Raw genomic sequence first — 26,354 nt, forward strand, 5'->3', positions numbered from 1 at the left:
CTCAATTTCGGAGCGGCTTCAAAAAATGATTGGGATCTTTCTTACGATCTGTTAAAATGAAAGTAACTGCTGACGTACACGAGACGTCAGACGTGGAAGATCCTGTCGCATTTTGGGAGCACAGCGGAGATTTAATTTATGACTGCAGGTCGATCCCCTCATGGTTCAGGAGATCAGGCAGCGGCCTGGCTGGCAACGGTATTCACGCTGACCGGCGGATTATTTGCCTGTATCTTCGTGGTGGTAACCAGCGGCGAACCACCGGGAAGACCTATGATGGTCGCCATCGGTATCATCACCGTATTGCTGTTAACGCTCTGGCTGTTGCGCGAAAAGCCCCCGGAGTCACAGCAGGAGAAACTCCGGTTGTGGCACTGGTGGAAGAAGGAAGAAGCAGATCCTTACGAGTACAAACCGCGTCCTCGAAAAAAATCGAGCCGTACCGAATACGGTACCAATCAGCCACCAACTCTCGAATCGATCCGGGAAGCGGCCGATGATCAGCGAACCTGGGTCCCCTCGATTCGGAACATCAAAGAGATTCCAGAGGGTCCCCAGTCTGAGCGTGCTGAATAAACTCGCCGCGTGAGCAGAGCTTATCGGTATCGGGAGAACAGACCGCGACGACGAGCCTGACGTGATGGATCATCATTTGAACTGGTGTTCTGTCGGTATTGTGGCTGTTGATTGTACTGAGCCGCGTTTTGCTGCTGCAGAAATTGCTTAGAGTATCCAATGATCTGGTCAGAAGGCTCTGGTTTTTCAAAGTCTTTGTACTTAGCCAGTTCTTCCAGGTATTTAGCGTACTCAGGTCGAGTCCGTTCACGATAAATGACCAGTGAGTCAATGGCGTGGTACATTCCACCTGGTTCCAGAGGCTGACTTTTATATTCAATCAGGTCCGTTGCGATACGGTACACAGCACTGCGGACCCACTGCTCATCCAGCCGGTTCTGAGGCAATGCCTCCATAATGAATTCCAGAGTGTGTCCGGTTGTTGAGACGCGTTTGTTGACGTCACTGGCGTACTCTGGACCTTCAAAGTATTTTGATGAAAACGAACCATCACGGTTCTGCATCGAACGGGCGTATTCGGCGTACTGGCGAACCCGCATACTGGCTTCCAGCCAGGTTCCCCTGAGTTGTTTCTGATCTTTGAGGTAGCAGTTAACGGCACTGGCGGTTGCGAACAGGCCATGGGTTCCCCCGCAGGCCGATTTGGTCGGTTCAGACTGCATCTGCACCCGCACCAGCTTTTCCATACTCCACTCTTCCTGACGATCACTCACCCATTCCGTATCCCAGGGGAGATAGCGGGAAAATGCCCAGAGCGTCCAGGTGATCTCTTCGTTTGTATTTACTTCCGCCTTGGCATTGCTGATCATGTCGGCGATCGTAATCGTTTTTTCCCCTGCTTTGAATTCATGGTCGATTGGAATTCCCGCCATGGCGTAGAACGCCAGGAACTGATTCGGATGACCTTCAAAGGCATAAGGCTCTGTAAATGGATGTCCTTTACCGCCATGAGGGGTGGTAATGAACCAGGGGCGTCCACGGAAACTGGGACCGGTCGAAACCCAGTCAATGGCACGAATGCGTTTATTGTTCTGGTAAAGCGTATATTCCCAGCGTAACGCGAGAATTCCATGGGCAATCTGCCAGGGAGTGTGTACGTTGGTGGAAAGCATTCTGCGGTGCGAGACTTCAATTGCTTCATCAACCAGTTTGTCCAGCGGGTCCACAATTTCAGGAACCGGTGGCGCTTTGGGGACTGCTGGTTTTTTCATCTCTGGGGAAGACTTACTGGCAATACCAGGAAACGGTTTGGGTTCCGGGACAGCGTCCGCTTTGCTTTTGGTGGAATCATCGGCCAGAATTTCCGGTTTTTTGGCCTCAATACTGAAATCAGGCTTACGGGCAACCAGCGGAGCTTCCATGTCTTCAGGAGTCGTCGTGACCTGTCTGATTCCTGTAGATTGAGATTTCAAATCGGGGACCAGCAACTTAGGTCCCGAGGCACCCTGAAGATTACAGGCAATCTGAATTATCGTGGTGAATACAATTAAAGTCGAACATTTAATCCAAAGGTGGGGTGTCATCCTTGAATTCATTGCTGTGTGCTTTCCAAATCTACAATTTGTATTCGAAACAGGGCAGGTAACTTCCGTGAGCCTGGGAAATATCCTGCAACTTCTGGGTAATATCTTGGTTTGATGTAAGGGGACAACTTCTGTTAACAGCGTTGCTGAAACTTGTCACTTTCAACTGCCGTTTTAAACCTGAGGTCGGTAAATGACTCAGGATTTGTTGTCGGCGAGCTCATTCGGATTTCGGACAATAGATTCAATTTGAGAGAGTTAGTTCGTATCCGAAGGAGTCATGGTTCGTTTATATTTGTATCTGGAGATACATGGATTATCGGTAGTTGTAATTCAATCTGTTGACCGGGGTTTTGGAGAAAGAGTAATCTCCACCGACTTTGTTAAATTTCAAGTACCAGTTACGTAAACTGGTGTATGTATTTTTATTTCGGATCCAATTATGATGTTTTGAGTTGAAATGCTTATTCTCCGATTCCGGAGACTTCGCACGGATTGAAGTAAGGGAATTCTGCAAAATCCCGAATAGAATTCTTTTTGAGTAAAGTCGATACTGTCCGCATCGATCGATTTCAGAACTTGAATCTATTGATAAAAAACGGTGTGATACGTACAGCTGGCGGTAAGACTTAGTTATGCAACAAATGGCACTTTTGATAGACCCTGAACCATGCAACTGATGTTAGAGATTTCCTCAAGTTCGCAATTGTGGGTTCTGGAGGTTTTTACTGCCCTGTGGTGTTTTGTGATGGGCTCTGTGATCGGCAGTTTTTTGAATGTGGTCATTTATCGGATGCCACTGGGGTTAAACATTTCGAAGCCCAAGTCCCGTTGCCCTGTCTGTCAAACACCGATCCAGACGCGAGACAATCTTCCGATTCTGGGCTGGCTGCTGCTGCGAGGAAAATGTCGAACCTGTCAAGCCCCCATTTCGGTTCGGTATCCAATCGTTGAGGCTCTGACTGGTTTATTCTTTCTCTTCTTATATATTCTGCTGGTTCATTCCGGAGGACAGTTTCTACCCTACCGGACTCCGAACCGTTTTTGGGGCAGTTATCAGATTCTGGAAGGTCGGACCTGGGATCTGATCGCTTTGGACGTTTATTACAGTTATCTGTTTATCGTCCTGCTGGCATCCGCCTATATCCAGTTTGATGGTCAGCTGATTCCCCGAAGGCTGTTAATCTGGTGCTTTGCCATCGGAATCACGGCAGGTGTATTGATCCCCGAATTACATCCGGTCCCGGCTTTGATTTCGACTCGAGCTGAAGTTTCCAATACGGAAGCACTTCTTAACGAACTTTATTATTACGGGACACTGCATGTCGGGATTACAGTAGAGACGCTTAAAACGCTTGTCTGGGGGCTGTTATATGGAGCCATTACGGGCGTGCTCTTCTGCTGGCCAGGCTTTTTCAGGCAACAGTCGGCCAGTCTGTTTCCGCAACGAACTTCGTGGCTGTTGATTCTGGCTGGGGTCTACCTGGGCTGGCAGCAGACCGTGACACTTGGCTTTCTGGCGGCATGCGGACTGTTTTGTCTTAATCTGTCATCTGGTGGAAACAGACAGTTTCTATTGCGATTGCCTGCTTCAGCATTTATTGTAGCGATACTTACGTTGCAGTTATTGTTTGGTAAGTATCTGACTATTCTACCCTATCACATGAGTTACCTGAGTTATCTGCTGGTAACAGGCTTCCAGATCATTGCAATCCCTGTACTGACTGGTGTGTCGCAGTCGATCTATCTGAAACGGATAATGCAAACTAAAACACAGGACCAGATTTCAATTGATGAATCCAGATCCATCACATTCTGAACTCACATTGCCTGATATCGTTTTACAGTCGCTTCAAAGTGGAGAATGCATTCAACTGCTGTTATGTAAACCGAGTGATAAGCAGGTTTCCGCTTTCAAAAAAGTGACCTTGAGACCGCTTATTATCAAAGGGAAATCACATTATCAGTTTGCTCTCCTGCGAGGCAGGCAGGAAGTACACGAGAATCTGCTGTGGGAAGAAAGCATACCGCGTATCAAAGAACTCTGGACGGAACATTTTCGTGAGGGCTATCTTTTTACGCAGCAGGCAGACTATCATTTTCGCAAAACCAAACAGGGCCATGTATCCATGAAAAAACATGCCCCGACGAAAGCACAGCAAAAGGAAGCGGAAACACACAACCGTTCGAAACAATATCTGATTCCAGAAGGGGTTCCCTGCGCTTTTCTGGAAGCCATCGGTGTGATGTCAGGTGCGGGGAAGGTGAAGGCAGCGCAATACCATAAATTTCGACAGATCAATCGGTACATGGAATTCATTAACGATATTGTGCCATCACTTCCAGGGAGTGGAGAACTTAATATCGTCGATTTTGGTTGCGGTAAGAGTTACCTGACTTTCGCGACTCATTACTTATTTACCAAAATTCTGAAGCGCAGAGTGAACATCACAGGACTCGACTTAAAACAGTCTGTTGTAGCCCACTGCCAGCAGATTGCCAAAGATCTGCAATGCCAGGGCCTGACGTTCGAAACAGGAGACATCTCCCGCTTTCAGTCTGGTGCGAATAAATATGATCTTTCCATTTCACTGCATGCCTGTGATACTGCCACCGATGCGGCGATCGCGGCAGCTGTCTCTTCTGATACGGATGTCATTATGGCTGTTCCCTGTTGCCAGCATGAACTCTTCCAGCAGATCAGCAGCCTGTCCCAGGCAGGATTACTGAAACATGGAATTCTGAAAGAGAAAATTGCGTCTCTGGTGACAGATGCTCTGCGGGCGCTGGTACTGGAGATTTGTGGTTATCGCACTCAAGTGATCGAGTTTATTGAGACGGAACATACTCCAAAGAACCTGCTGATTCGAGCGGTGAAACGACAGCGTCAACTCCCCGGGAGGGAACTGCGTGAACTGGTACACCAGTTTCGTTCATTAAAGGATCAGTATGGCATCAATACATTTTACCTGGAACAGGCATTGGGGGAACAATTTAAAAAGTTATGCCAGATGCCAGGGTATGCAATGACAGGAAATGATGGATAGATTCGATGATATCTGAGGAATCAGAAATTAAACCAAAACGAATACGCATTCAGTCCGGTGCGATGCTGTTTGTCTGTATTATCCTGGTCTCGGCATTTCTGGTTTATTGGATTCAAAGCCATCAGCAGGAGCCGTCAGTTTCTAGTGCTGCTCACGTGCATGCACTACCCGCTGTCGTAAATAATTCGTCCCCTTCCGTGGTTGAGCCAGATGACATCGATTTACAGACCGATCATGTTACGTCTGCATCCTCTTCGGATCTCGTTCTGACGCAAACTGCCAGTCGAAAACCTTTATTGCCCGATCTGGATACCGTAAAAGAGGGAGAGCTGGAATCAACCAGCTGGCAAAATCCTTTTTATAAACTGTTCTGGAAAAGTCGGGGCTGGCAGTTCACAGAGGACGGCATGGAGTCGGCGGCAGATCAGCTTTCGGTAGCGACTTTTATCAGGCCTTACCAGAAAATCAGTGTCAGTTTTCGGGTGCAGGTCGAGAAGAAATTTCCTGACTTCGAACTACAACTGCTGACCAGGCATCCTGATCATCCCGATCAGGTTCTCGTTTCCAGTGTGATTCATTTCCAGAACGATGCTGTCAGTGTTACGGAAACAGCAAAGAATACGAGCCAGGAACTGAAGCGGATCAAATTAGATTTATCCCGTCCAGAACCGGAGGCTGTGCCTGTACGGCTGGTGGGAACCGGGAACCGTTTTGTACTCAGTATTGGCAGGCGACGTGTGCTCACGTGTGCCCAACCTGCTTTGCAGTCGGGAAAAGAATGTTTTCTCTGCTTTCTGACCAATCGGCAGCATGTCAAACTGACATCGCTGCGAATCGAAGGTGAGTGAATCTGTAGCGGATTCTGCGGAAATGGGAAATTCGCTGAGTGTAAACAGCTATACATTCAACAAAAACTTGCAATCCGCTCCTGCTGCTGTTAATCTGAATGAGAGTCTGAAAACGGGTTCAGTGCCAAGTCTTCCGAACGAACTGAATCGAAAGTTCGTTACGAAGAAGTTGCAATGCTACTCTTCAACAGGCTCATTATATGAACGACCTGCCTGCTTCTCCAGCGATCCCGCATTCTGTTTCGTATTCCTGAGTGGGAACGAATTTGATCCCGTATCACAGCAACGCGGTTTACCTTCATTCTTCGGGTTTTTCCATGCGGAATTTGTTAAGACAAGTGACAGCCGCTGTATTGTGCACCTCGGCCATGGTGCAGATCGGATTTGCAGCGGACAAGAACGTCGAGATTGATTTCGAACGGCAGATTCGACCTCTCTTGAAACAGCATTGTTATGACTGTCATTCAGTAGATGCCGAAGAATCGGGGTTGCGTCTCGACTATGGGGCGAGCATTCTCAAAGGGGGTGACCGGGGCGCTGCTGTTGTCCCCGGTAAAAAAGACGAGAGCCCGCTGTATCAGAGTCTGTTGGGACAAGCCAAAATCCCCCGGATGCCTCATGATCTGCCACCATTGAAACCTGAAGAGATCAAACTGATTGGAGCATGGATCGAGCAGGGGGGCCACATCCCTGAATCCGAATCTGTCTTGAAGCAGACCGCAGTCTCATCGGAGCACTGGGCCTTTCAACCCATCCAGCGTCCCGTCGTTCCTGATGTCTCCAATCAGGCCTGGATTCGAAATCCGATTGATGCCTTCATTCTCAAACGATTGACTCAGAGCAAGCTGACTCCTGCAGCAGAAGCAGATCGGCAGACACTGATCCGCAGGTTAAGTCTGGATTTAACAGGTCTGCCTCCCACGGTGGAGCAGGTTGAAGAATTTCTGGCAGATACTGAGCCAGACGCTTATGAACGACTCGTCGATCGCCTGCTGGCCTCTCCACACTATGGAGAACGCTGGGCCCGACACTGGCTTGATGTTGCCCGTTATGCAGATTCGAATGGATTTACAATTGATGGTCCGCGTTCCATCTGGAAATACCGGGACTGGGTCATCAAAGCGATCAACGATAACATGCCCTTCGATCAGTTTGTTACGGAACAGTTAGCCGGAGATCTGCTGGCGCAGCCAACGACCGAGCAGTTAATCGCGACCGGCTTTCATCGTAACACGCTGATTAACCAGGAAGGGGGAACGAACCCCGAGCAGTTCCGCGTGGAAGCAGTAGTCGACCGGGTGAATACAACGGGAGCTGCTTTTCTGGGGCTGACCGTTGGTTGTGCACAGTGTCACAAGCATAAGTACGATCCACTGACACAGCGCGATTTTTATCAGCTGTATGCCATCTTCAACAGTACGGCCGATATTAACAGCGCGCCACCCACGCTTGCGTTGCCCACGGACAAACAGAAAACCAGGCAGGACGAACTCAAACAGCAGATTGCAGCTGTTACGAAGCAATTGACTGAGCAGGAAAAGATGCTCGCTCCCGCGTTACAAACGTGGAAAACTTCCCTGCAGCAGAACATGAAAGATGCCGAAAAACAGTGGACTGTTCTCAAGGCACAAAACGTTTCTTCGGAAAATGGAGCGACGATTACCATCCTGGACGATCAGTCTTTACTGGTCGGCGGAGAGATTCCCGACAATGATGTCTATCATGTGGAAGCAGAAAATATTCCACCGGGGACGAAGGGGCTGAGGCTGGAAGTTCTCACCCATGACAGTCTGCCCAAAAAGGGACCTGGCTGGGCAGGCAACGGTAACTTTGTGCTGGACGAAGTGATCGTCGAAGCAGCAAAAAAAGTGGGAGATAAATGGACGGATTATGAACCTGTGAAACTGGTTCAGGCCACCGCAGACCATTCGCAGAATAAATTTCCGGCGCAATACCTGATCGACGGAGATCTGAAAACCGGATGGGCCATCAATGTCTCTAAGGGGAATATGAACGTGAATCGCAGGGTTCTGTTTTCATTGAAAACACCTTTGCAGCATTCCGAACCGATGAAATTGCGGGTGACATTATCACAGACACGCAATGCGAAATACAATGTCGGGCGTTTTCGACTGTCTGCGACAGTCGTCGATCCTGGATTGTTCAATCTCGATCCTGCCGTGCTTGCCATTTTGAAGCTGCCAGAAGAAAAATGGGATGAAAAACAGAAGACAACGATCACTCAGGCGTTTCATAAGTCAGATACTCAATGGTCTGAATTCAATCAACGACTGACGAAGTTGAAATCAGAGCAGACCAGTCTGACAAAAGCCATTGTCACAACGATGGTTATGAAAGAGCTGCCTAAGCCGCGTGAGACCTTTATCCTGCTGCGAGGGAATTTTCTGGCACCAGGTGCGCGGGTCAGCCCGGATGTACCCGCTGTGTTACCTCCCTTTCCAGATGAAGTGAAAGCGCCAACCCGCCTGGATTTCGCCCGCTGGCTCACCAGCCCGGAACAGCCTTTGACCGCGCGCGTAACGGTTAACCGCTACTGGCAACGATTTTTCGGCAGAGGTATTGTAGAGACGGAAAATGATTTCGGGACTCAAGGGACCCTGCCGACTCATCCCCAACTGCTAGACTGGCTGTCATCCGAGTTCATGCGTCTCGACTGGGATGTTAAACAGTTGCACAAGCTGATTGTGACTTCTGCGACCTATCGACAGGCTTCTGACTTCAGGCCGGATTACCAGGAGCAGGATCCCCGCAATCTGCTGCTTTCTAGGCAGAACCGTTTTCGCATGGAAGCGGAGTCCATTCGAGATCTGTTCCTGGCCAGCAGCGGTTTACTGACACGAAAGATCGGTGGCCCGAGTGTGTATCCTCCTCAACCGGAGGGGATTTATGTTCTGACCCAGAACAAGAAAAGCTGGCCAGAAGAAAAAGGCGCTGATCGCTTTCGCCGAGGCATGTATACCTATTTCTGGCGTTCGAGCCCTTATCCGATGCTGCCGACCTTCGATGCACCCAACAGTAATACAACGTGTACCCGCCGTGTTCGTTCCAATACACCGTTACAGGCATTAACGCTCGCGAACGACGAGTCTCTATTTGAGCTCATTCAGGGATTCGCACTACGGATTCTGCAGGAAGGCCCTGATTATGACGAGGGGCGATTGCGACAGGCATTTCAAATCTGTCTGTCCCGGACCCCTTCCGATCACGAACTGGAAGTATTGACCCGTTACCTGAATGAACAGAGAACGTGGTTTAAAAAATCACCTCACCAGGCAAAGCAGGTTGCATCCAGTGATGTGCCGAAAGAAATCGAAGTCGCGGAAGCTGCCAGTTGGACTGCTGTCGCACGTGTGTTGATGAATCTGGATGAATTTATCACGCGGGAATAATAACTTCTTCGCGATGAATGTTGCGTCTCTATATTGAAAGTGACATTCGGGGAGAGAGAAATGAATTTCAACGATTTGGGATTACAGGATCTGACACGACGCCATTTTTTTGAAAACTGCGCCGTGGGAGCAGGGGCCATTGGTCTGGCAACTCTGATGCAGTCAGAACAGCAGGCCCAGGCAGCGACTTCTGCTCTCGGTAAAACTCACCATCCTCCCAAAGCCAAAAATGTCATTTACATGTTCATGGCGGGGGGACCCAGTCAGCTGGAAATGTTCGACTTTAAGCCGAAACTGCAGGAACTGGAAGGACAGGTGATTCCGGAATCGTATGTCGAAGGCAAACAGTTTGCCTTTCTGAAAAAAGATGCGAAGCTGCTGGGCACACGACGCAAATTCAGAAAACATGGCGAATCGGGAACGGAGTTGTCCGATGTGGTGCCGCATCTGGCGAGTATCGTGGATGACATCACGATTCTGAAGAGTATGAAAACGGATGTATTCAATCATGGTCCCGCCAAACTGTTTATGAATACCGGAACCCAGCAGTTTGGACGCCCCAGTATGGGAGCCTGGGTGACCTATGGGATTGGCAGTGAATCGCAGAACCTGCCTGGCTTTGTGGTACTGCAGTCCGGTCCCCGTGGTCCGCGCGGTGGTGCTCCCTTGTGGGGCAGTGGCTTTCTGCCAACGACATACCAGGGGGTCCCATTTTTAAACGGTGCTGATCCGATTCTCAATCTGTCTAATCCGTCGGGAATTGATGCGAAACGGCAGTCGGAGTTTATTGAGACGGTCAATCAGTTGAACTCACTGCGGTTAGAGAAAACGCGGGATCCCGAAATTTCAACACGCATCTCCGCGTACGAAATGGCCTATCGGATGCAGTCGAGTGCACCAGAGTTAATGGATCTTTCCGGTGAAACAAAGGAAACCCTGGATTTATACGGCGTCGACCCGGCAACTCCTTCTTACGCGCGTAACTGCTTACTGGCACGCAGATTAATTGAAAAAGGGTGCCGTTTTGTCCAACTCTATCATACGGACTGGGATCATCATGGGAATAAAGGGACAGACCTGGAAGAATCTTTAGATGCCCGCTGCCTGGAGACAGATCGTGCCTCGGCGGCTCTGGTGAAAGATCTGAAACAGCGTGGTCTGTTAGAGGATACTCTGGTGATCTGGGGAGGCGAATTTGGTCGGACCCCTCAGGGAGAACCTCGGGATCTCATCGGACGCGATCATCATATTGATGCATTCACCATGTGGGTCGCCGGCGGTGGCTCCAAACCCGGTGTCACAATAGGAGAAACTGACGAGCTGGGATATTACTCAGTAAACGATACTATTCATGTCCGTGATTTTCATGCGACAGTCCTGCATCTGCTGGGGATCGATCATCATGAACTTTCCTATTTTTACCAGGGTCTCGATTTCCGCTTAACGGGGGTCGAAGAAGCGCATCTGGTGAAGAAAATGCTGGCCTGAAATCAGGGGTTCGGCTCAAGCTGAAAAAAACTTGAGCGAAATATTAAGAAATCCTCTGGACAGATTTTGCAGATTCCATTATCACTCGCCTCTCTCTCACACATCTCTAAATCTTAACATATCTCTTCACTACCTTTCTGTCACTTCTAAGTCTTAATTCCCATTTACCCTGTAATCACGGAGGCATGGATGCCACCGGAGTCCAATACCGGTCTATCCGGATCGATTTTGCGCAACACCGGGCTGATTTTCCCACTAGTCATAGTGAGTTCAGTCCTGGTAATCATTGCGCCATTGCCTCCGTTCGTGATGGACTTTCTGTTGTCCTGCAATATCACTGTTTCCGTAGTGATTTTGATGACAACGATTTATGTCAAACGTCCGCTGGAATTCAGCGTATTTCCCGCGATTCTGCTCGGTACAACCCTGGCACGACTGGTGCTGAACGTGGCCTCCACCCGTTTGATTTTAACGCGTGGTGCCGCCGATGGGACGGCTGCTGCCGGGGGCGTGATTGAAGCTTTCGGTCAGTTCGTTGCCGGCGGTCAGCTGGTCGTGGGACTGATCATCTTTGTGATCCTGGTCACAATTCAGTTTATGGTAATCACAAAAGGTGCGACTCGTATCAGTGAAGTCGCCGCCCGTTTTGCATTAGACAGTATGCCCGGTAAGCAGATGGCGATCGACGCCGATCTGAATGCCGGTTTAATCAGTTCCGATGAAGCCAAAGCACGTCGCAGTGAAATTACAGAGCAGGCCGACTTCTATGGTTCCATGGACGGTGCCAGTAAGTTTGTCCGCGGCGACTCGATTGCCAGTATCATTATCACCCTGATCAATGTCGTCGGGGGACTGTATGTCGGAATGGTCGATCACGGCATGGAGCTCTCCAAGGCTGCGACCGTATTTACCACACTAACGATCGGCGATGGTCTGGTCACACAGGTTCCCGGCTTCCTGATTTCACTGGCAGCCGGTCTGATTGTCACGCGAACTTCAGTCGACAGTAACCTGCCTGGCGACGTGGTCAAGCAGTTCTCCGGTCATCCTGAAGCACTGTTTCTGGCATCCACCTTTTTATTCGCTCTGGCATTCACAGGTCTGCCTGCTGGTCCGATGCTGGCGTTAGCCGTTGGTTGTGCCACCACTGGTATGATGCGACGAAAAGGAATGCAGGCTGCCGAGGTCAAGAAACAAAAAGCGGAAACACAACAGCAGACACAAAGCCAGCCTGAGCCCAAACCGGAAGACCACCTGTTTGTCGATCCTCTGGAACTGGAACTGGGAGTCGGCCTGTTGAGACTGGCTGATCCCGCGACAGGCGGTGATCTGCTCGACCGGGTGACTCGCATCAGACACAAGATTGCTCAGGAACTGGGAATTATTCTTCCCAAGGTACGTATTCGCGATAACATCCGGCTCGGTCAACGCGATTACCAGATTAAAATCCGCGATGTGGCCGTCGCCTGGGGCGCGATCTATCCTGATGGATTGCTGGCCATCGACACGGGAGCAACCAATGGCGATATCCCGGGCATTGATACTGTAGAACCCGCATTCGGTCGTCCCGCCAAGTGGATTGAACTGGGACAGAAAGAACGTGCGGAACTGATGGGCTTTAACGTGGTCGAACCTTCGGCTGTCGTGATCACACACCTGACCGAAGTGGTTCGCGAGCACAGTAGCGAACTGCTGACACGGGAACAGGTGCATGCCCTGATTGAAAATCTGAAAGAGTCTTCTCCCAAAGTCGTTGAAGACCTGATCCCTGATGTATTGAAGATCTCACAGGTACAGCATGTCCTTTCGAATCTGCTTCGCGAACGGGTGCCGATTCGCGATCTGGAAACCATTCTGCAGTCTCTGGGCGATTATGCAGACCGAACCAAGGAACCCATGCTTCTGACGGAATATGTTCGTAACGGTCTGGCACGTGCCATCTGCCAACAGTATCGGGACAGCAAACGACTCTTAAGAGTGGTCACACTTGACCCGGAACTGGAAGACGTACTGATGTCAGGCATTGATTACAACGAACATGGTCTGGTTATCAAGCTGGCTCCCCAGACGGGAGAAATCATCACACAGGCGATTGCAGATCAGATCGAACCTCTGGTCGAAGCAGGCGGGCATCCCATCGTATTATGTAATCCTCAGATCAGAGCCGGCTTGAAGCAGATTACGTCTCCGATGATTCCCCGGTTAATTGTACTGAGTCTCAATGAAATCACCCGTGATACCGATGTCGAAGCGATCGGACAGATCTCAGCCGGTCGTTTGAAAAAAGAAGTTGCGGCGGGAGCAGCATAAACGGTTTTCCTGGTAAACATTCAATAAACACAAATCAAAACGATCTCAACGGAATACAATAGAGGAAACATCAATCATGTCAGATGTTCGAACATTTAAAGCAGCCTCGATGCAGGAAGCCCTGACGCTGGTGCGGGAGGAGATGGGTAGTGAAGCCGTCATCCTGCAGACGCGACAGATTCCGGGGCGTAAAAGCCTGTTGCCCTGGTCGAGAACTCAGGAAGCCTATGAGATCACAGCGGGACTGGGAATCGAAACACAAACGCCGGCCGCATTACAGAAAACGAATCGTGCTTCCAGTGCCAGCTCCGTTTTAAGACACCGGGCTTCCAATCTGCAGCCAGACAATCGTCACCGACAACCAGCCTCGCAATCAATGGCAGGACAGCAGGAAAGAACCCCCGTTCGACGTGAAACAGTACCCCGTCGCGAATCAACGTATTCCCAACCGCCGGAGCAACCGCGGTTCCGTCAACGTTTCGAAGAAGCGGCACCTCGTGAAGTAAAAACAACCCAGAAACAGTTTGATCCGACAGAAGAGTTTGCCGAGAAACTGAATGCGATTCAGGAGATGCTGGAGTCTCTGGATCGACGGACCCGTTCTCATCGATCGACTGAAGTGCCTTCAGAACTGTTTCATATCTATACTGATCTGATCGATGCGGAAGTGGACGAAAGCATTGCCCACGATCTGATTGCCCGGCTGAAAGAGCATGCGAGTCCCGAACAGCTGAAAGATTCCGCTGCCAGTAAGTCCCTCCTCGCCGCATTGATTGAATCTCAATTAGACTGTTCCCCGCCAATTCGTCCTGTTCCCGGACAAAGGAAAGTGGTTGCACTGGTAGGGCCGACCGGAGTGGGCAAAACAACAACCATTGCCAAGCTGGCTGCCAATTTTCGCCTGCGTGATAATATTAAAATGGGCCTGGTGACCGTCGACACATATCGGATTGCCGCCGTCGAGCAGTTGCGGACCTATGCGGAAATTATCGATCTGCCTATGAAGGTCGTCAGCACGCCTAAAGAAATGCAGCAGGCACTTGATGAGATGGTCGGGCTGGATCTGGTGCTGATCGATACAGCCGGTCGCAGTCCCAGTGATGATCTCAAAATTCAGGAACTCGAAAGCCTGTTCCGTGAAGTGCCGATCGATGAAGTCTCTCTGGTCATGAGCATGACTTCCAGCGTCAAAACACTCGAAGCGATCGCCCAGCGATTCCAGGTTGCTCGTCCGACCTCTCTGATTCTGACCAAACTGGATGAAGCGCCTGTGATGGGCAGTCTGTTGACTCTCAGCCAGAATGTCAAACTGCCAGTACGATATCTTACAACCGGTCAGGATGTTCCCGATGACATCGAGCCAGCCAATGCTGCTCGTATGGCGCGACTGATTTTAGGCGAGGATCAGCTGCGTTAAAAAGTCGCATTACAGCATTCGTTCAAACATTACATAATAGCGTAGATCAAATCGTCATAAACGAGATTCAGATAAAAGGAAGTTGCGATGGCTCCAGCCGTCAATGAATGGAACCTGAAACAGGTGGAAACAGTTCCTCCTGTCAATTCACCCGAAGCACAGTCGACTGTGTCTTCGCGGGGGGATCAGGCCAAGGTTCTGCGCGGGCTGATGCAACAGAGACGACCTGGTGTCATTGAGAAGCGTCAAACCTCTCATTGCAGAACACTGGCTGTCTGCAGTGGAAAAGGGGGCGTCGGCAAGTCGGTGTTGTCACTCAATCTGGCCTTGGCACTGGCCCAGTCCGGAGCTTCGGTCTGTCTGATTGATGTCAATCTGGCGCTGGGCAATATCGATTTATTGTGTCGACTGAATGGTTACTGGAATCTGTCACATGTCGTAAGTGGTGCCCGCTCTTTAAAAGAAATTCAACTGGAAGGGCCGCTGGGGGTCAATGTTGTCACCGGCGCCAGTGGACTGACGGACCTGGCAGACTGTTCGGAAGTAGTTCGTAAGGATGTACTGGGGCAGATGCAGGAACTGGAAGCCACTCACGATTATCTGATTCTTGATAATGGGACAGGCATCCATCGCAGTATCCGACAGTTCGTGACGACCGCTGACGATGTTCTGGTCGTAACCACACCCGAACCGACGGCCATTGCTGATGCCTACGCGACAATCAAATCACTGTCAACGATTCAATCGCTGGAAATTCAGACGTTGATCAATCAGTGTACTTCAGATGATCAGTCAGAGAAGGTCTTCCAGCAACTCAAGAAAACAACGGAGCTGTTTTTACATACCGGATTAACTCAAGCCGGTCAGATCCCCCACGATATGCATGTCGTTCAGTCAGTTTATGATCGGGAGCCTTTTGTATTAAGCTACCCGCATTGCCCTGCTGCGGAATCCATTTTTCGCCTGGCGCATGACCTGCTGGAACGACACCAGGCTACCGAACAACAACACAAACAAGAGTCTTACTTTCCGCGACTTTGGCAGCGATTGCTGGGTGAAGCCGCGTAAACCCTCAGGCAAAAGGATTAAAATCACAGGAAACAATCTCACATCTCTCTCTCTCGTTTCCTTTTATTCCCTCGCTTGAGTCACGTCACTTTTAAATCCCTTAACAATTAATTTCATTCTCTGTTGCTGCAGATTTCGGTCTGTGGTTGCGTACTTCAACCACTGGTATTTCCACGACTTATGGGATTACCAAAAGGGTTGGATTACGCATCAGGGAAACTATAAATGTTAATGTTTAACGGTTAATTAAATTGTAGGAGAAAGGTTAAATATTCTGGAGCAGGACGCCGATACTTAAGGATAGACGAGCGAAGGTACCTTTGGAGCGAAGCGAATTTTCTCTCGCAAACGTTTTTCAAACTCTATCCGGGAATATTCTGTGGCCCTGCATTATGCATTTCGATTATCGCTAATCGCTTTTGCGACTGAATCAGTAAGGGGAGTGATTTCTCATGCTGATTTTCTTGGCGCGACACAATCCGCACTCATAGCAGCCGTCATCTTTTTCGGTCTTGGTCTGTTGTTCGGAGAAGTTGCTTCTCGTGTTGTTGAAGAATCAGCACGAGCAAGTTTTGAAAAATGGAAAAATAATCTTGCTTAAATATATAACGTTTTAGCAGTCATCGTTTTCATTATCGAATCCATATGAAACGACTGTAAGTTGATCACGGAGGAGTAAATGGCCATCAAAGCCAGTGAAGAAATCGCAGAAATCTGGAAGGTGTTCAAGCAGGATCAATCCAACCAGGCCTTGCGTAACATGCTCATTGAGCAATATGTTCCCCTGGTTCGTTACAATGCAGAACGAGTCTGGGCCAAGCTGCCTGAAGGGGTAGATTTGAACGACTTGATTTCGGCTGGTGTATTTGGACTGATGGATGCAATTAATGCATTCGACCTGGAGCGGGGCGTCAAGTTTGAGACCTACTGTGTCCCCCGTATTCGTGGAGCCATGCTGGATGAACTGCGCACGATGGACTGGGTACCACGCCTGGTTCGCAGCAAAGCCAGCAAGCTGGAAGCAGCCCGTAAAGCAGCCGAAGCGGAATATGGACGCCCCCCGGCGGACGAGGAAATTGCCCGGAAAATGCAATTGTCCCGCAAGGAATTTGAAAAACTCAAAAACGAGGCCAATGCAGTCGGCTTGGTGAGTCTGAATAAAAAATGGTACGAAACCGACAGCTATAAAGATGTTCGGGAAGTGGATATCCTCGAAGATGCCAAAGGGGAAGATCCCACCAAGAGCATTCAGAAACGGGATCTGATGCGACTGGTGACCAAAGGACTGAATCGGAATGAGCGTCTGATTATCATTCTGTATTATTATGAAGAACTGACCATGAAAGAGATCGGCAGTACGCTGGGTCTGTCGGAATCTCGCGTCAGTCAGATGCATTCGAGTATCGTCAACCGCCTGAAAGAACAGCTGGGTCGACGTCGCCCTGAATTTGCTTAAACGCTACGATTCGTGATCATCCAAATGAAAAAGGCCTCCATTCTAATGGGGGCCTTTTTTTACATCCTGCACCAGGATCGAACCGGACAATTTGAAAAAACATGCCAGTTCTCGACCCGGATGCTCGAAATATGAACCGGATTCGCTTTAGAATAAACGTCACAGGGAACATCAGTTCCCGCAAAGTGATCCCAGATCACATTTGATTTTACTTACTTCAGACAGACAATCGGGGTTACGGTTCATTCATGGATGTATCACAAATTGAAGATTACTACCAGCGGTCAATGGCTGAAGTAGGTAAGGTGCTCATGGGGCAGGAAGACCTGGTGGAAGGGGTGCTGATTGCATTATTTTGTGAAGGGAACGTCCTGATCGAAGGCGTACCAGGCCTGGGTAAAACACTGCTGGTCAATGCACTCAGTCATGTGCTCTCCAGCGAGTTTCGACGCATTCAATTCACTCCTGACCTGATGCCCTCGGATATTACCGGGCATTCCGTGTACGATATGCACGAGCAGAAATTTACATTTAACCAGGGACCATTGTTTACAAATCTGTTGCTTGCCGATGAAGTCAACCGGGCTCCCGCCAAGACGCAGTCGGCACTCCTGGAAGCAATGCAGGAACGTCAGGTATCTGTCGACGGGAAAACCTATCCGCTGCAGCGGCCGTTCCTCACGATTGCGACTCAGAACCCGCTGGAACAGGAAGGGACTTATCCACTCCCGGAAGCCCAACTGGACCGCTTCATGTTCAAGTTGCTCGTTGATTATCCCACACAGGACCAGGAAAATGCGATTCTGGATCTGTACGCTGCCGGCAAGGACAACCGGGATCTGGGCACTTTTGAAATTCAACCAGTGCTGAATACGGAAACGATCCTGGCGATTCAGCAGCGTGCGACAGAAATTATTGTTGAACCTTCCATCATTCAATACATCACATCCATCGTGTCACGAACGCGGAGCTGGCATACCATCGAAGTGGGAGCGAGTCCCCGGGCCAGTGTGAATCTTCTGATCAGTACTCGTGTCATGGCTGCCTGTCAGGGGCGTGATTTTGTTGTCCCCGATGATGTGAAAGAACTTTCACTCCCGATTCTACGTCATCGGATTCGACTACATCCGGAAGCGGAAATAGAAGGTATGAAAGTGGACGAAGTCATTCGGGATATTCTGGAAAGCGTTGAGGCCCCCCGCCAATGATGCCCCGTTTGACGCTGTTGTATCTGTTCGCTGCGGCCATGCTTCCATTTGCCCTGGGGACGATCTGGCCGGAAGTGGGTCAGGCTGGTGTATTGATCTGTCTGCTGGTCTTTCTGTTCTCACTGGTCGACCTGGTACTGACACCCTCGCTGCTGACGATTGAAGTACATCGGGAAGTGAAAGATGTGTTGAGTGTCGGTGCTTCGAACAGCGTCAGACTCTGGTTTAATAATCGGGGCACAGTCCCGCTCAAGATTCATGTGCATGACGAACCCCCGATGCCCTGTCAGTACACCGATCTCCCGTTTGATATCGAGCTCTTTCCCAATAAGCATCAATACAGCATTTATCATGTAGAGCCCCATCATCGCGGAAAGAACCGTTTTCGCCGTGTGTTTTTACAGATGAAAAGTCGGTTTGGGCTCTGGACCGTTTACGACGAACGGGACATTCGCCAGGAAGTCAGGATTTATCCCGACATCCAATCGGTGCGCGGAGTAGAACTGCTGGCGCGTCGCAACCGTCTGGCCGAAGCGGGAATCAAACTGTCGCGTTTACGGGGACGGGGAACCGATTTCGACCGATTGCGTGAATACCGACGGGGAGACGAATTTCGCAGCATCGACTGGAAAGCGACCTCTCGGCATCAGGAGTTAATCAGTCGTGAATACGTGGTGGAGAAAAATCAGAACATCATCTTTCTTCTCGACTGTGGTCGTTCGATGTGCAATGCCGATGAAGGGGTGACGCATTTTGACCGCGCATTGAACGCTGCGATCCTGTTAAGCTATGTCGCACTCAGGCAGGGTGATACTGTCTCGCTGATGGCTTGTTCCAACAAGGTGGAATGCTGGGTCCCACCCATTCGTGGTGCCGGTTCGATTCAGAAACTGATCCGTCAGGTCTATGACCTGGAACCGATCTACGAAGCTTCCGATTATCAGCTGATGTCCGAACAGCTGCAACTGCGTTACCGTAAACGCGCGCTGGTGGTCGTACTGACGCACGCGCTGGACGAGGTTCATCTGGAATACCTGGGAAGCGCACTACAAATGATGCGCTGGCCGCATCTGGTCTTGTCCGCATTTTTGCGAAACGTTCCGCTCGAAAACCGAATGAACTCAATACCAGAGACGGACCGGGAAGCATTTCAAATTGCCGCCGCCGCTGAGATCGTTTCTTCCCAGGCGACTCAAATCGCCGCGTTACAGAAATCAGGACTGCTCGTTCTCGACACATTGCCGGAGAACCTGTCGGTCAACCTGATCAGCCGCTATCTGGATATCAAAGCAAGACAACTGCTTTAGTCACTGAAAATCAGTCCTGCCAGAGGCCGTGCTCCCTTTTACACTATGTACTACAGTCTGTTTGTAGGGGTTGTGACTGTTGAGAGCCGGAGTGTCCATGTCGATCTGGGAAGATTTTGAGGCCACAATGCCGGATTGAATGACTCAAATTTGTCAAAAAGAACAGGACTTTATTGAGTGTATATCTATAAATAGTCGATATTTATCAATAATTAACATATTAAGTATCCGTGTAAGATATATGGGTGATAGTGTGAAATTCTGTCACACTCGTTGACCTCGGGCCTTTTTTCTTTTACTTGGATCTGGATGACTCGTATAATAAAAATTCATTAAGTTTGCTAACGTTCCTGACTGGAGTCTTCTATGGCAGTCTGCTTAGTCCCGGTAAATCAAGGTCGCCCGATCGTGCTTGATAAGGCGATCATTCTTGTTGGACGTCATCCCGACTGTGATATTGTGATCAATGACAGTCCCAAGATCTCTCGCAAACATTGTTGTCTTGCGATTGTGAATGACCGTCCCGTTGTCCGAGATCTGGGCAGCATGAACGGCGTTTATGTGAACGGCAAAAAGATTGACCAGCAGGCCTGGCTCAAACTGAATGACGAGCTGAAGATTGGGAACGTTGCCTATCATCTGGAAAATATTGGTGCCGACTTCCATAAGAAAAAAGAACAGTCAGACAGTCAGTCTGTGAGTGACAGCACGCCAACAAAAGCACCTTCGGTACAGCACTTCAAAAAACCGACCAAAGATGTCGATATCTCACAGCAGTTCCCGGTTGCCATTTCCGACAGTGGCCATAACGTGAGTGCCAATGAAATGCTGCCCAGCGATCAGCTGGAAGGGATTGACGACGAAGATGAAGACGAAAATTATTCCGACAGTCACCGTTTTGAAGGGACTGGTTCCAACGTCGAATTTATTTCTTCTTCGTAATCTCGCTCTCAGGTAGATCAGGCTGCACTTCCACAGTTCTCTGCTTCATCTGAAATAATATCGGATGCCAGAACCGGAAGTGGGCAATCGTCAAGATAACCAGGAGTGTGATACAGCTGACGATCGCTCCAATCAGAAACCAGCCGGACTGGTATGCCCAGATCACTTCATGTTTACCCGCTGAAAGTTTCACGCCGCGGTACATGCCTTCAATCAGTTCAGCCTCAGCCGGTTGCCCATCGACATAGACCTTCCAGCCTGGATACATAAGGTCGGTTAAGATCAGCGTATCCGCTGTCGGCGTCTCGGCTTCTATTTTGATTTCATTCGCCCGATAACCTGTGATAGTGGCGCTCTGGTTTGCTTCTGGATGAGTCCAGGTAAGTCGACCTCGCGAATCCTGGAGTTCATAAAAGTAAACTGGTTCGTCAAAGCGTCCCCAGGCAGGATTAATCACGGCATCGAAATCGCTTAAGATCGGTTCAACCGGCCAATGATTCAAGTCGAGGGGATGCTGGCTCAGGATATGCGTCACGCCTGCTTTACGGAGCCATTCAATCTGCTCGGGAGTCGCAGGTTCTTTGAACGGCAGTGGCTGAGGCATCGTCAATTGGGGATCAAAATACTGTTCGGGTCCTATTCCCAGGTAAACAGGAGTGGAAGAGACACCCAGCAGAGTCGGCAAGTTGGCACCTGGTGCAAACAGGCGGACCGGTTTCCCGTACTCTGTGACGATCTTCTTGAGCGCACTCTGATCGACATGATTGATTGGTGGATCAGGCACAATAGCGGCGTAGGTGACATAGCGACTGACAACCCAGAAATCCGCTGTGGTAAACAGACAGATCATAGCAACAACCAGCAGCTGCAGATTCCGATTCCAGTTCGCAGTCAGTCGTTCCAGGCAGACTCCGGCGATGACGGCGACAGCAAACGTGGTCAGAATTCCATAGCGACCGGGACCGGTGAAAAAACTGAAACCAGGCAGGTGTTTCGCAATCGGTAGCAACCAGCCCGGCGTATAGAGCAGCGCCAGGAAACCGATGATTGCCAGCAGGATCAGCCTGCGGTCACGCGTCCAGGCACCACTCCATGTGCCATATATCAGCAGTAGTATTGAAGCAATGCCAAAATACAGATGTGCTTCCACCTGATTGGTGGCATCACCACCGGGGGCCAGACCGGCATCGAGGTTCACTTCGTAGGGATACCAGGCCCAGGGGGCGACAATTTGTGTGAGATACCAGACCGGGATATGACCATAGCCGGGCTGATGCGAGCGTTCTCCTACCTCTGCCCGCTGACTGAGTTGTTTTAACTCCCAGGTCGGTGCGAGTTGAACCGCTGAGAGAGCATACGTGGAAATCAACGCGAGTAATAACAGGATGATGGTTCGCTTGCGATAGGGTTTGAGTGCTTCGGTTGTTTCATCGCGACTGAACCAGATGCGTGCGGGAATGTAGACGACCAGCATTAATTGTGTGATGAAAGCCAGGTTGAAGTGGCCGGGTAGAATCTGCATCGTCAAAGCGAAACACAACAAGATCGCATACCGCCAGTAGCGTGTCTGGAAAAAGGATTCGACACACCACAGCGTCAATGGCAGCCAGGCACCACCAATGATGGCCCATTCCAGACAGATGCGTGAGGGAAACCAGCCGTATGTATAGACAAGGCCCGCAAACAGTGCAGCGACCAGGGAATACCCCAGCCGTCTCACATACATGCCGGTAAACACGAACGCCAGAATATAATGCAGAATCTGGACGAAGTTGTAGGCGGTATTGACGGGCAGAAACCGATAGGCAAAGTAGTTGAACGGGTAGAATGCCCCGGTCTGACTCTCTGCCACCAGAGGGACGCCGTGTCCGATGTTGGAATTCCAGAGGGGAAATTCACCCGCCTGCAGACGTTCTGCAAAGAAGGTCTTTTGTGGAAAGAAGTATGTGTAGAGGTCTCCGCCGATCAGTCCCCCGCCCGACCAGAGGCCGTACCAGAAGATCCAGGTTAAGCCGATGGCAATGACGAGGATTGTGCCAGCGAAAACAGGAGTACCTGCAGCTGTGGGTGTATCCGGCTGGGGTGCCTGTGTTTTCTTTCTGGAAGAACGACTCAAACGACTGAACCTTGTGCTGACAAAATAAAAGCGGCCTGGAATAACAAGTCTTGTATTCTAAGCCGCTGGATATGATGTCTCAACTTACAGCAGTAAGAGTTATTCACCAAACATGCGGTTTAATCGTGCCTGGTGGTAAGCCAGCTTCTCTGCAGAGCTCATCGCAGCGAAATCTGGGGTTCCCTTACCGTTTGTCGCAGCTTGACTGGCTGTCGTTGTTTTTGAACTGCTGGCAGCCGGTTTGCTGTCTGTCTTCTGTGCCGGAAAGCTGAACGTTTTGCCGTCTTCTCCCCCGTAGCTCATGACTGCGGTCTGATAAGTCAGGTCGACTTCCAGTTCACGCGTTGGTTTGATGCCCAACTCCTGGAGTACGCCATGATAGGCTTTGACCGCTTCGACCGGCTGGATTTTGTCTTCGACCAGGTAACGCAGGAATTGAATGAATGCCAGCTGATGTTCGGCCTGGTTGATCTTGCGTCCAAACAAAGCCACACGACCACCATACTTTTTGGCATCGTAGATCAGCTGGAACGCATCCAGAGTCGTTCCTGCGGAACCGCCCAGAATTCCCACAATCAGATGTGGATCGTAGGCGACCAGTTCTTCCATCGCCCGGGGACCATGATAAACCATCTTCAAAAAGGTGGGGCGTCCTGCCGATGCCACGCCGGCTAAAGTGCGGGCAATCAGGTCATTGATAAATCCGGGAGCAAGGTCAGCAGCGACCGCATTACTGATATTGGGATCAAAAATTTCCAGGAAGTGACGGAACTTTTTGCGTTCGGCTTCTTCCCGAAATTCTTTGTACCGTTCGAGAGTCGCCAGGTCCTCTTCGAGATTATTATTAAAGGTTACTGAGTAAAGACCCAGGTCAGCACCATAGGCGCGTTCTTCAGGAGAACAATCGAGGTGACCACATTGAATGTGATCCAGGCTGGCCGAACGAAATGGTTTCGCAGGAGCCAGATGGATTTTACCACCGCGAGGCACATGCACGTCGGTTGTGTCGTTGGCCCTGGCAGCGGGAGTGATTGGCGAATTGTCGAACAGGCGTTCGTCGATCGTCAGTTTCTCGCTGGTACTGGCCGACATCAGCACGATGTCGACCACTTCCTGCTTGATCACTTCCCGGATCTGTTCCCGGTATTCTGCCAGCGTTTTGTATTTGAGTTCCTGATCATGCCGTTCCGGTGACAGACCCGGAGCACCAATTCCAAACGCCATGTCGGCGTCTTTCGCATCCGCGATAATAAACTCTTTGGAACCGGTGGGGTCCGCGTGAATCGACTTCAGCTTCCTGTCGAGTGATTTTTCCATCAGACAATCATTTCAAAACAAAACGCAACTAGACTGAACGCAACAAAACTCAAGGTGTCAATTCCGGCTTAGATGCCGCCAAGCACTTTATCCACGGTTTCCCGCAGCACTTTTCCGGACTGGGTCAGTGCCAGCTGTTCTTTCGGCCAGAGTTCGATTTCCAGGTGCTGCATGACACCGGAGCGACCCATTACGGTCGGAACGGAAATGCAGACATCTCGCAAACCGAAAGCACCATTCTGCAGTGAAGAGACCGGCAGAATGCGACGCTGATCGAGGGCGATGCAATGCACGACATCCGCGATGCTCACGCCGACAGCAAAACCGGCTCCCCCTTTTTTCTTGATGACTTCGGCTCCACTGCCACGTGTTTTCTTTTCGACTTCGGCAATCAGGCTGGGATTGCAGCCTGGGAACTTTTCGAGTGGCAGTCCGCCAATTTGAGCAGCAGACCAGATCGGAACCATGCTGTCGCCATGCTCACCCAGAATCAGGGTTGAAACCTGAGTCGGAGGCACGTCGAGTCGGGCAGCCAGCATGCTGCGGAGACGGGTCGTATCCAGAACTGTACCCAGGCCGATGACCTGTTGTGGTGGCAGTCCGAGTTCTTTCATTGCCAGATAGGTGAGCACGTCGACCGGATTGGATACGACGAAAACAATCGCTCCCGGTTTGGTACCGACACGTTTCACATCTTCCAGAATGTTTTTGAACAGAGCCACGTTCCGGTTGATCAGATCCAGGCGGCTTTCATCCGGTTTCCGTCGCAGACCGGCGGTGATCACGATGACATCGCTGTCTTTCACCAGTTCAGTGCCGCCAGCGTAGATTTTCTGATCGGCGGTTAAGGAACTGCCATGCAGCAGGTCCAGTGCCTGGCCTTCGACCAGATCCTGATTCACGTCTACCAGAGCGATTTCCCGGACGATGCCTCCGGCCTGTAAAGCAAAGGCGGCACAGGAGCCTACGAGCCCGCCACCACCGATAATACTGACATTCATGTTAATATCTTTTCTATATGACGATGTGATGCGTATTTTATAAATTTGATGACACAGGGATTATTTACCCAGAGCCGACATGACCTGATCAGTAATCGCTTTGATTAACTGATCTGAGTCTCCGTTGCCGGTTGTCGGTGTTGCCTGTGTCGAAGGTTTCGACAGGTATCCGGGATAGCTGGGAGCAGGTTCGAATGATTTCTGCTGAGGCAGCCCCTCTTTATAACCATCACGAAATGCGCTGTTTCCACACAGGTCACAGTCTTCGACATGGAAACGAGGATCATCAAATCCAAGTTTCTTCTTCAGGTCGAGCAGTTCCCGGGTTTCGTTTTCGGTGAAGTAAGTCACGCGACCCAGTTGCTTGGAAAGCAGCAGAATGTTGCAGTAAGCATCCAGGATTTCTGTTTTCCAGTATGCATCTTCCAGTGATTTACCAAAGGTCACGGTGCCGTGCCCGGTCAGGATGATGGTGTTTGTGCCCCCTTTGAGGAACGGCACAACCGTGTCGGCGAATTTCTGTCCGCCTGGTGTTTCGTAAGGAGCCATAGGAACTTCACCCATGAAGACTTCCACTTCAGGCAGTACACACTGAGGAATCGGCTCGCGGGCCACAGCGAAAGCGGTTGCGTGAGGAGGATGGCAGTGCACAACGGCTTTGACATCCGGACGTTCTTTCATGATCGCCAGGTGCAACAGGATTTCACTGGTGCGTTTGCGTGTACCGGCAATCTGGTTTCCGTCCAGGTCGACGGCACAGATGTCGTCTGGTTTCATGAAGCCTTTGCAGATCATCGTAGGAGAGCAGAGCACTTCGTTTTCGCCGACGCGAATGGAAATGTTTCCGTCGTTGGCTGCTGCGAATCCTTTGTTGTAGACGCGACGTCCGATTTCGCAGATTTCTTCTTTCAGCTTCCGATCATGAATTCCACTGTTCCATTGATTTGACATGGTATTAGCTCCAAACGTTAATAAAAATATGTGATTTCAGTTAGGGGATTAAATTTCAAACTTGTCTTAGTAAACTTCAACCTGATCGAGAATCGCTGACACGTAAGCGTCAATCGGTTTCACATCAGGATGAAAGGGAGCGGCTGCTTCTGCTCCTTCGCTGACTGCAATCTGGCAGCCAGGTGAGGCACCCAGCTCATCGTAAATGACAAAAGGTTCCGTTTTTTTCTTCTTCTTTGAATTCAGTTTCTTTGAATTCAGTTCATCGCTTTTCAGTGGAATCGCAACCAGCCAGCGGGCACCATCCAGACTGGGATGCCTGCGAGACAAGGTCACTTTTCCGATGACTTCTGCGATTTTCATAATTCT

At 50.1% G+C, this 26,354-nt stretch carries 20 protein-coding genes; 14 read left to right on the top strand and 6 right to left on the bottom strand.

Annotation, left to right across the window (positions count from 1 at the left end):
- Positions 1–138 precede the first annotated feature (138 nt).
- The gene (locus ACN0YN_RS08970; protein ID WP_417384664.1) at positions 139–576 is read left to right on the top strand and encodes a hypothetical protein; all 438 of its coding nucleotides are present in this window, start codon (positions 139–141) and stop codon (positions 574–576) included.
- 20 nt (positions 577–596) lie between these two features.
- On the opposite strand, the gene ACN0YN_RS08975 is transcribed toward ACN0YN_RS08970, so the two are convergent.
- Entirely contained in the window at positions 597–2,099 is a 1,503-nt protein-coding gene (locus tag ACN0YN_RS08975) for a hypothetical protein (RefSeq protein ID WP_417384665.1), read from the bottom strand.
- 748 nt (positions 2,100–2,847) lie between these two features.
- Between ACN0YN_RS08975 and ACN0YN_RS08980 the strand changes: the two genes are divergently transcribed.
- From ACN0YN_RS08980 to ACN0YN_RS09040, 13 genes are all read left to right on the top strand, one after another.
- Entirely contained in the window at positions 2,848–3,918 is a 1,071-nt protein-coding gene (locus ACN0YN_RS08980; protein WP_417384666.1) for a prepilin peptidase, read from the top strand.
- A complete protein-coding gene (locus tag ACN0YN_RS08985; RefSeq protein WP_417384667.1) occupies positions 3,893–5,146 on the top strand; it encodes a class I SAM-dependent methyltransferase in 1,254 nt (417 codons plus the stop codon). Before ACN0YN_RS08980 ends, ACN0YN_RS08985 begins: the two co-directional genes overlap by 26 nt.
- A 5-nt stretch (positions 5,147–5,151) precedes the next feature.
- Positions 5,152–5,994, top strand: a complete 843-nt coding sequence (locus ACN0YN_RS08990; protein WP_417384668.1) for a hypothetical protein — start codon at positions 5,152–5,154, stop codon at positions 5,992–5,994.
- A 317-nt stretch (positions 5,995–6,311) separates the two neighbouring features.
- Entirely contained in the window at positions 6,312–9,404 is a 3,093-nt protein-coding gene (locus ACN0YN_RS08995) for a PSD1 and planctomycete cytochrome C domain-containing protein (RefSeq protein WP_417384669.1), read from the top strand.
- Between the two features lie 60 nt (positions 9,405–9,464).
- Positions 9,465–10,892 (top strand): DUF1501 domain-containing protein, encoded by a 1,428-nt coding sequence (locus ACN0YN_RS09000; RefSeq protein WP_417384670.1) that lies wholly within the window; start codon positions 9,465–9,467, stop codon positions 10,890–10,892.
- Between the two features lie 189 nt (positions 10,893–11,081).
- A complete protein-coding gene (flhA, locus tag ACN0YN_RS09005; protein ID WP_417384671.1) occupies positions 11,082–13,202 on the top strand; it encodes a flagellar biosynthesis protein FlhA in 2,121 nt (706 codons plus the stop codon).
- 76 nt (positions 13,203–13,278) lie between these two features.
- Entirely contained in the window at positions 13,279–14,619 is a 1,341-nt protein-coding gene (flhF, locus tag ACN0YN_RS09010) for a flagellar biosynthesis protein FlhF (RefSeq protein ID WP_417384672.1), read from the top strand.
- Positions 14,620–14,706: 87 nt separating this feature from the next.
- Complete coding sequence (locus ACN0YN_RS09015) at positions 14,707–15,687, top strand: P-loop NTPase (protein WP_417384673.1); 981 nt, start codon at positions 14,707–14,709, stop codon at positions 15,685–15,687.
- A 379-nt stretch (positions 15,688–16,066) separates the two neighbouring features.
- Entirely contained in the window at positions 16,067–16,288 is a 222-nt protein-coding gene (locus ACN0YN_RS09020; protein ID WP_417384674.1) for a hypothetical protein, read from the top strand.
- Between the two features lie 78 nt (positions 16,289–16,366).
- Complete coding sequence (locus ACN0YN_RS09025; RefSeq protein WP_417384675.1) at positions 16,367–17,143, top strand: FliA/WhiG family RNA polymerase sigma factor; 777 nt, start codon at positions 16,367–16,369, stop codon at positions 17,141–17,143.
- Positions 17,144–17,391: 248 nt separating this feature from the next.
- Positions 17,392–18,351: an AAA family ATPase gene (locus ACN0YN_RS09030; RefSeq protein ID WP_417384676.1), complete on the top strand. Its 960-nt coding sequence runs from the start codon at positions 17,392–17,394 to the stop codon at positions 18,349–18,351.
- Positions 18,348–19,658, top strand: a complete 1,311-nt coding sequence (locus ACN0YN_RS09035) for a DUF58 domain-containing protein (RefSeq protein WP_417384677.1) — start codon at positions 18,348–18,350, stop codon at positions 19,656–19,658. The genes ACN0YN_RS09030 and ACN0YN_RS09035 overlap by 4 nt, the downstream gene beginning before the upstream one ends.
- A gap of 366 nt (positions 19,659–20,024) precedes the next feature.
- The gene (locus ACN0YN_RS09040) at positions 20,025–20,600 is read left to right on the top strand and encodes an FHA domain-containing protein (protein ID WP_417384678.1); all 576 of its coding nucleotides are present in this window, start codon (positions 20,025–20,027) and stop codon (positions 20,598–20,600) included.
- Here the strand turns inward: ACN0YN_RS09040 and ACN0YN_RS09045 are convergent.
- From ACN0YN_RS09045 to ACN0YN_RS09065, 5 genes are all read right to left on the bottom strand, one after another.
- Positions 20,584–22,716 (bottom strand): YfhO family protein, encoded by a 2,133-nt coding sequence (locus ACN0YN_RS09045; protein WP_417384679.1) that lies wholly within the window; start codon positions 22,714–22,716, stop codon positions 20,584–20,586. The two genes, ACN0YN_RS09040 and ACN0YN_RS09045, sit on opposite strands and share 17 nt — an antisense overlap.
- 99 nt (positions 22,717–22,815) lie before the next feature.
- On the bottom strand, positions 22,816–24,033 hold the full coding sequence (locus tag ACN0YN_RS09050) for a hypothetical protein (protein WP_417384680.1): 1,218 nt from the start codon (positions 24,031–24,033) through the stop codon (positions 22,816–22,818).
- A 68-nt stretch (positions 24,034–24,101) separates the two neighbouring features.
- The gene (locus ACN0YN_RS09055) at positions 24,102–25,034 is read right to left on the bottom strand and encodes a malate dehydrogenase (protein ID WP_417384681.1); all 933 of its coding nucleotides are present in this window, start codon (positions 25,032–25,034) and stop codon (positions 24,102–24,104) included.
- Between the two features lie 60 nt (positions 25,035–25,094).
- Entirely contained in the window at positions 25,095–25,985 is an 891-nt protein-coding gene (locus ACN0YN_RS09060) for a class II aldolase/adducin family protein (RefSeq protein ID WP_417384682.1), read from the bottom strand.
- A 66-nt stretch (positions 25,986–26,051) separates the two neighbouring features.
- Entirely contained in the window at positions 26,052–26,348 is a 297-nt protein-coding gene (locus tag ACN0YN_RS09065) for a EutN/CcmL family microcompartment protein (protein WP_417384683.1), read from the bottom strand.
- Between the last annotated feature and the right edge of the window lie 6 nt (positions 26,349–26,354).

It is taken from the genome of Gimesia sp., assembly GCF_048260065.1.
Lineage (GTDB): Bacteria > Planctomycetota > Planctomycetia > Planctomycetales > Planctomycetaceae > Gimesia.

Coding starts and splice junctions, on each gene's coding strand:
- ACN0YN_RS08970 (WP_417384664.1), top strand. CDS start 139: ATGACTGCAGGTCGATCCCCTCATGGTTCAGGAGATCAGGCAGCGGCC.
- ACN0YN_RS08975 (WP_417384665.1), bottom strand. CDS start 2,099: ATGACACCCCACCTTTGGATTAAATGTTCGACTTTAATTGTATTCACC.
- ACN0YN_RS08980 (WP_417384666.1), top strand. CDS start 2,848: ATGGGCTCTGTGATCGGCAGTTTTTTGAATGTGGTCATTTATCGGATG.
- ACN0YN_RS08985 (WP_417384667.1), top strand. CDS start 3,893: ATGAATCCAGATCCATCACATTCTGAACTCACATTGCCTGATATCGTT.
- ACN0YN_RS08990 (WP_417384668.1), top strand. CDS start 5,152: ATGATATCTGAGGAATCAGAAATTAAACCAAAACGAATACGCATTCAG.
- ACN0YN_RS08995 (WP_417384669.1), top strand. CDS start 6,312: ATGCGGAATTTGTTAAGACAAGTGACAGCCGCTGTATTGTGCACCTCG.
- ACN0YN_RS09000 (WP_417384670.1), top strand. CDS start 9,465: ATGAATTTCAACGATTTGGGATTACAGGATCTGACACGACGCCATTTT.
- flhA (WP_417384671.1), top strand. CDS start 11,082: ATGCCACCGGAGTCCAATACCGGTCTATCCGGATCGATTTTGCGCAAC.
- flhF (WP_417384672.1), top strand. CDS start 13,279: ATGTCAGATGTTCGAACATTTAAAGCAGCCTCGATGCAGGAAGCCCTG.
- ACN0YN_RS09015 (WP_417384673.1), top strand. CDS start 14,707: ATGGCTCCAGCCGTCAATGAATGGAACCTGAAACAGGTGGAAACAGTT.
- ACN0YN_RS09025 (WP_417384675.1), top strand. CDS start 16,367: ATGGCCATCAAAGCCAGTGAAGAAATCGCAGAAATCTGGAAGGTGTTC.
- ACN0YN_RS09030 (WP_417384676.1), top strand. CDS start 17,392: ATGGATGTATCACAAATTGAAGATTACTACCAGCGGTCAATGGCTGAA.
- ACN0YN_RS09035 (WP_417384677.1), top strand. CDS start 18,348: ATGATGCCCCGTTTGACGCTGTTGTATCTGTTCGCTGCGGCCATGCTT.
- ACN0YN_RS09040 (WP_417384678.1), top strand. CDS start 20,025: ATGGCAGTCTGCTTAGTCCCGGTAAATCAAGGTCGCCCGATCGTGCTT.
- ACN0YN_RS09050 (WP_417384680.1), bottom strand. CDS start 24,033: ATGGAAAAATCACTCGACAGGAAGCTGAAGTCGATTCACGCGGACCCC.
- ACN0YN_RS09055 (WP_417384681.1), bottom strand. CDS start 25,034: ATGAATGTCAGTATTATCGGTGGTGGCGGGCTCGTAGGCTCCTGTGCC.
- ACN0YN_RS09060 (WP_417384682.1), bottom strand. CDS start 25,985: ATGTCAAATCAATGGAACAGTGGAATTCATGATCGGAAGCTGAAAGAA.
- ACN0YN_RS09065 (WP_417384683.1), bottom strand. CDS start 26,348: ATGAAAATCGCAGAAGTCATCGGAAAAGTGACCTTGTCTCGCAGGCAT.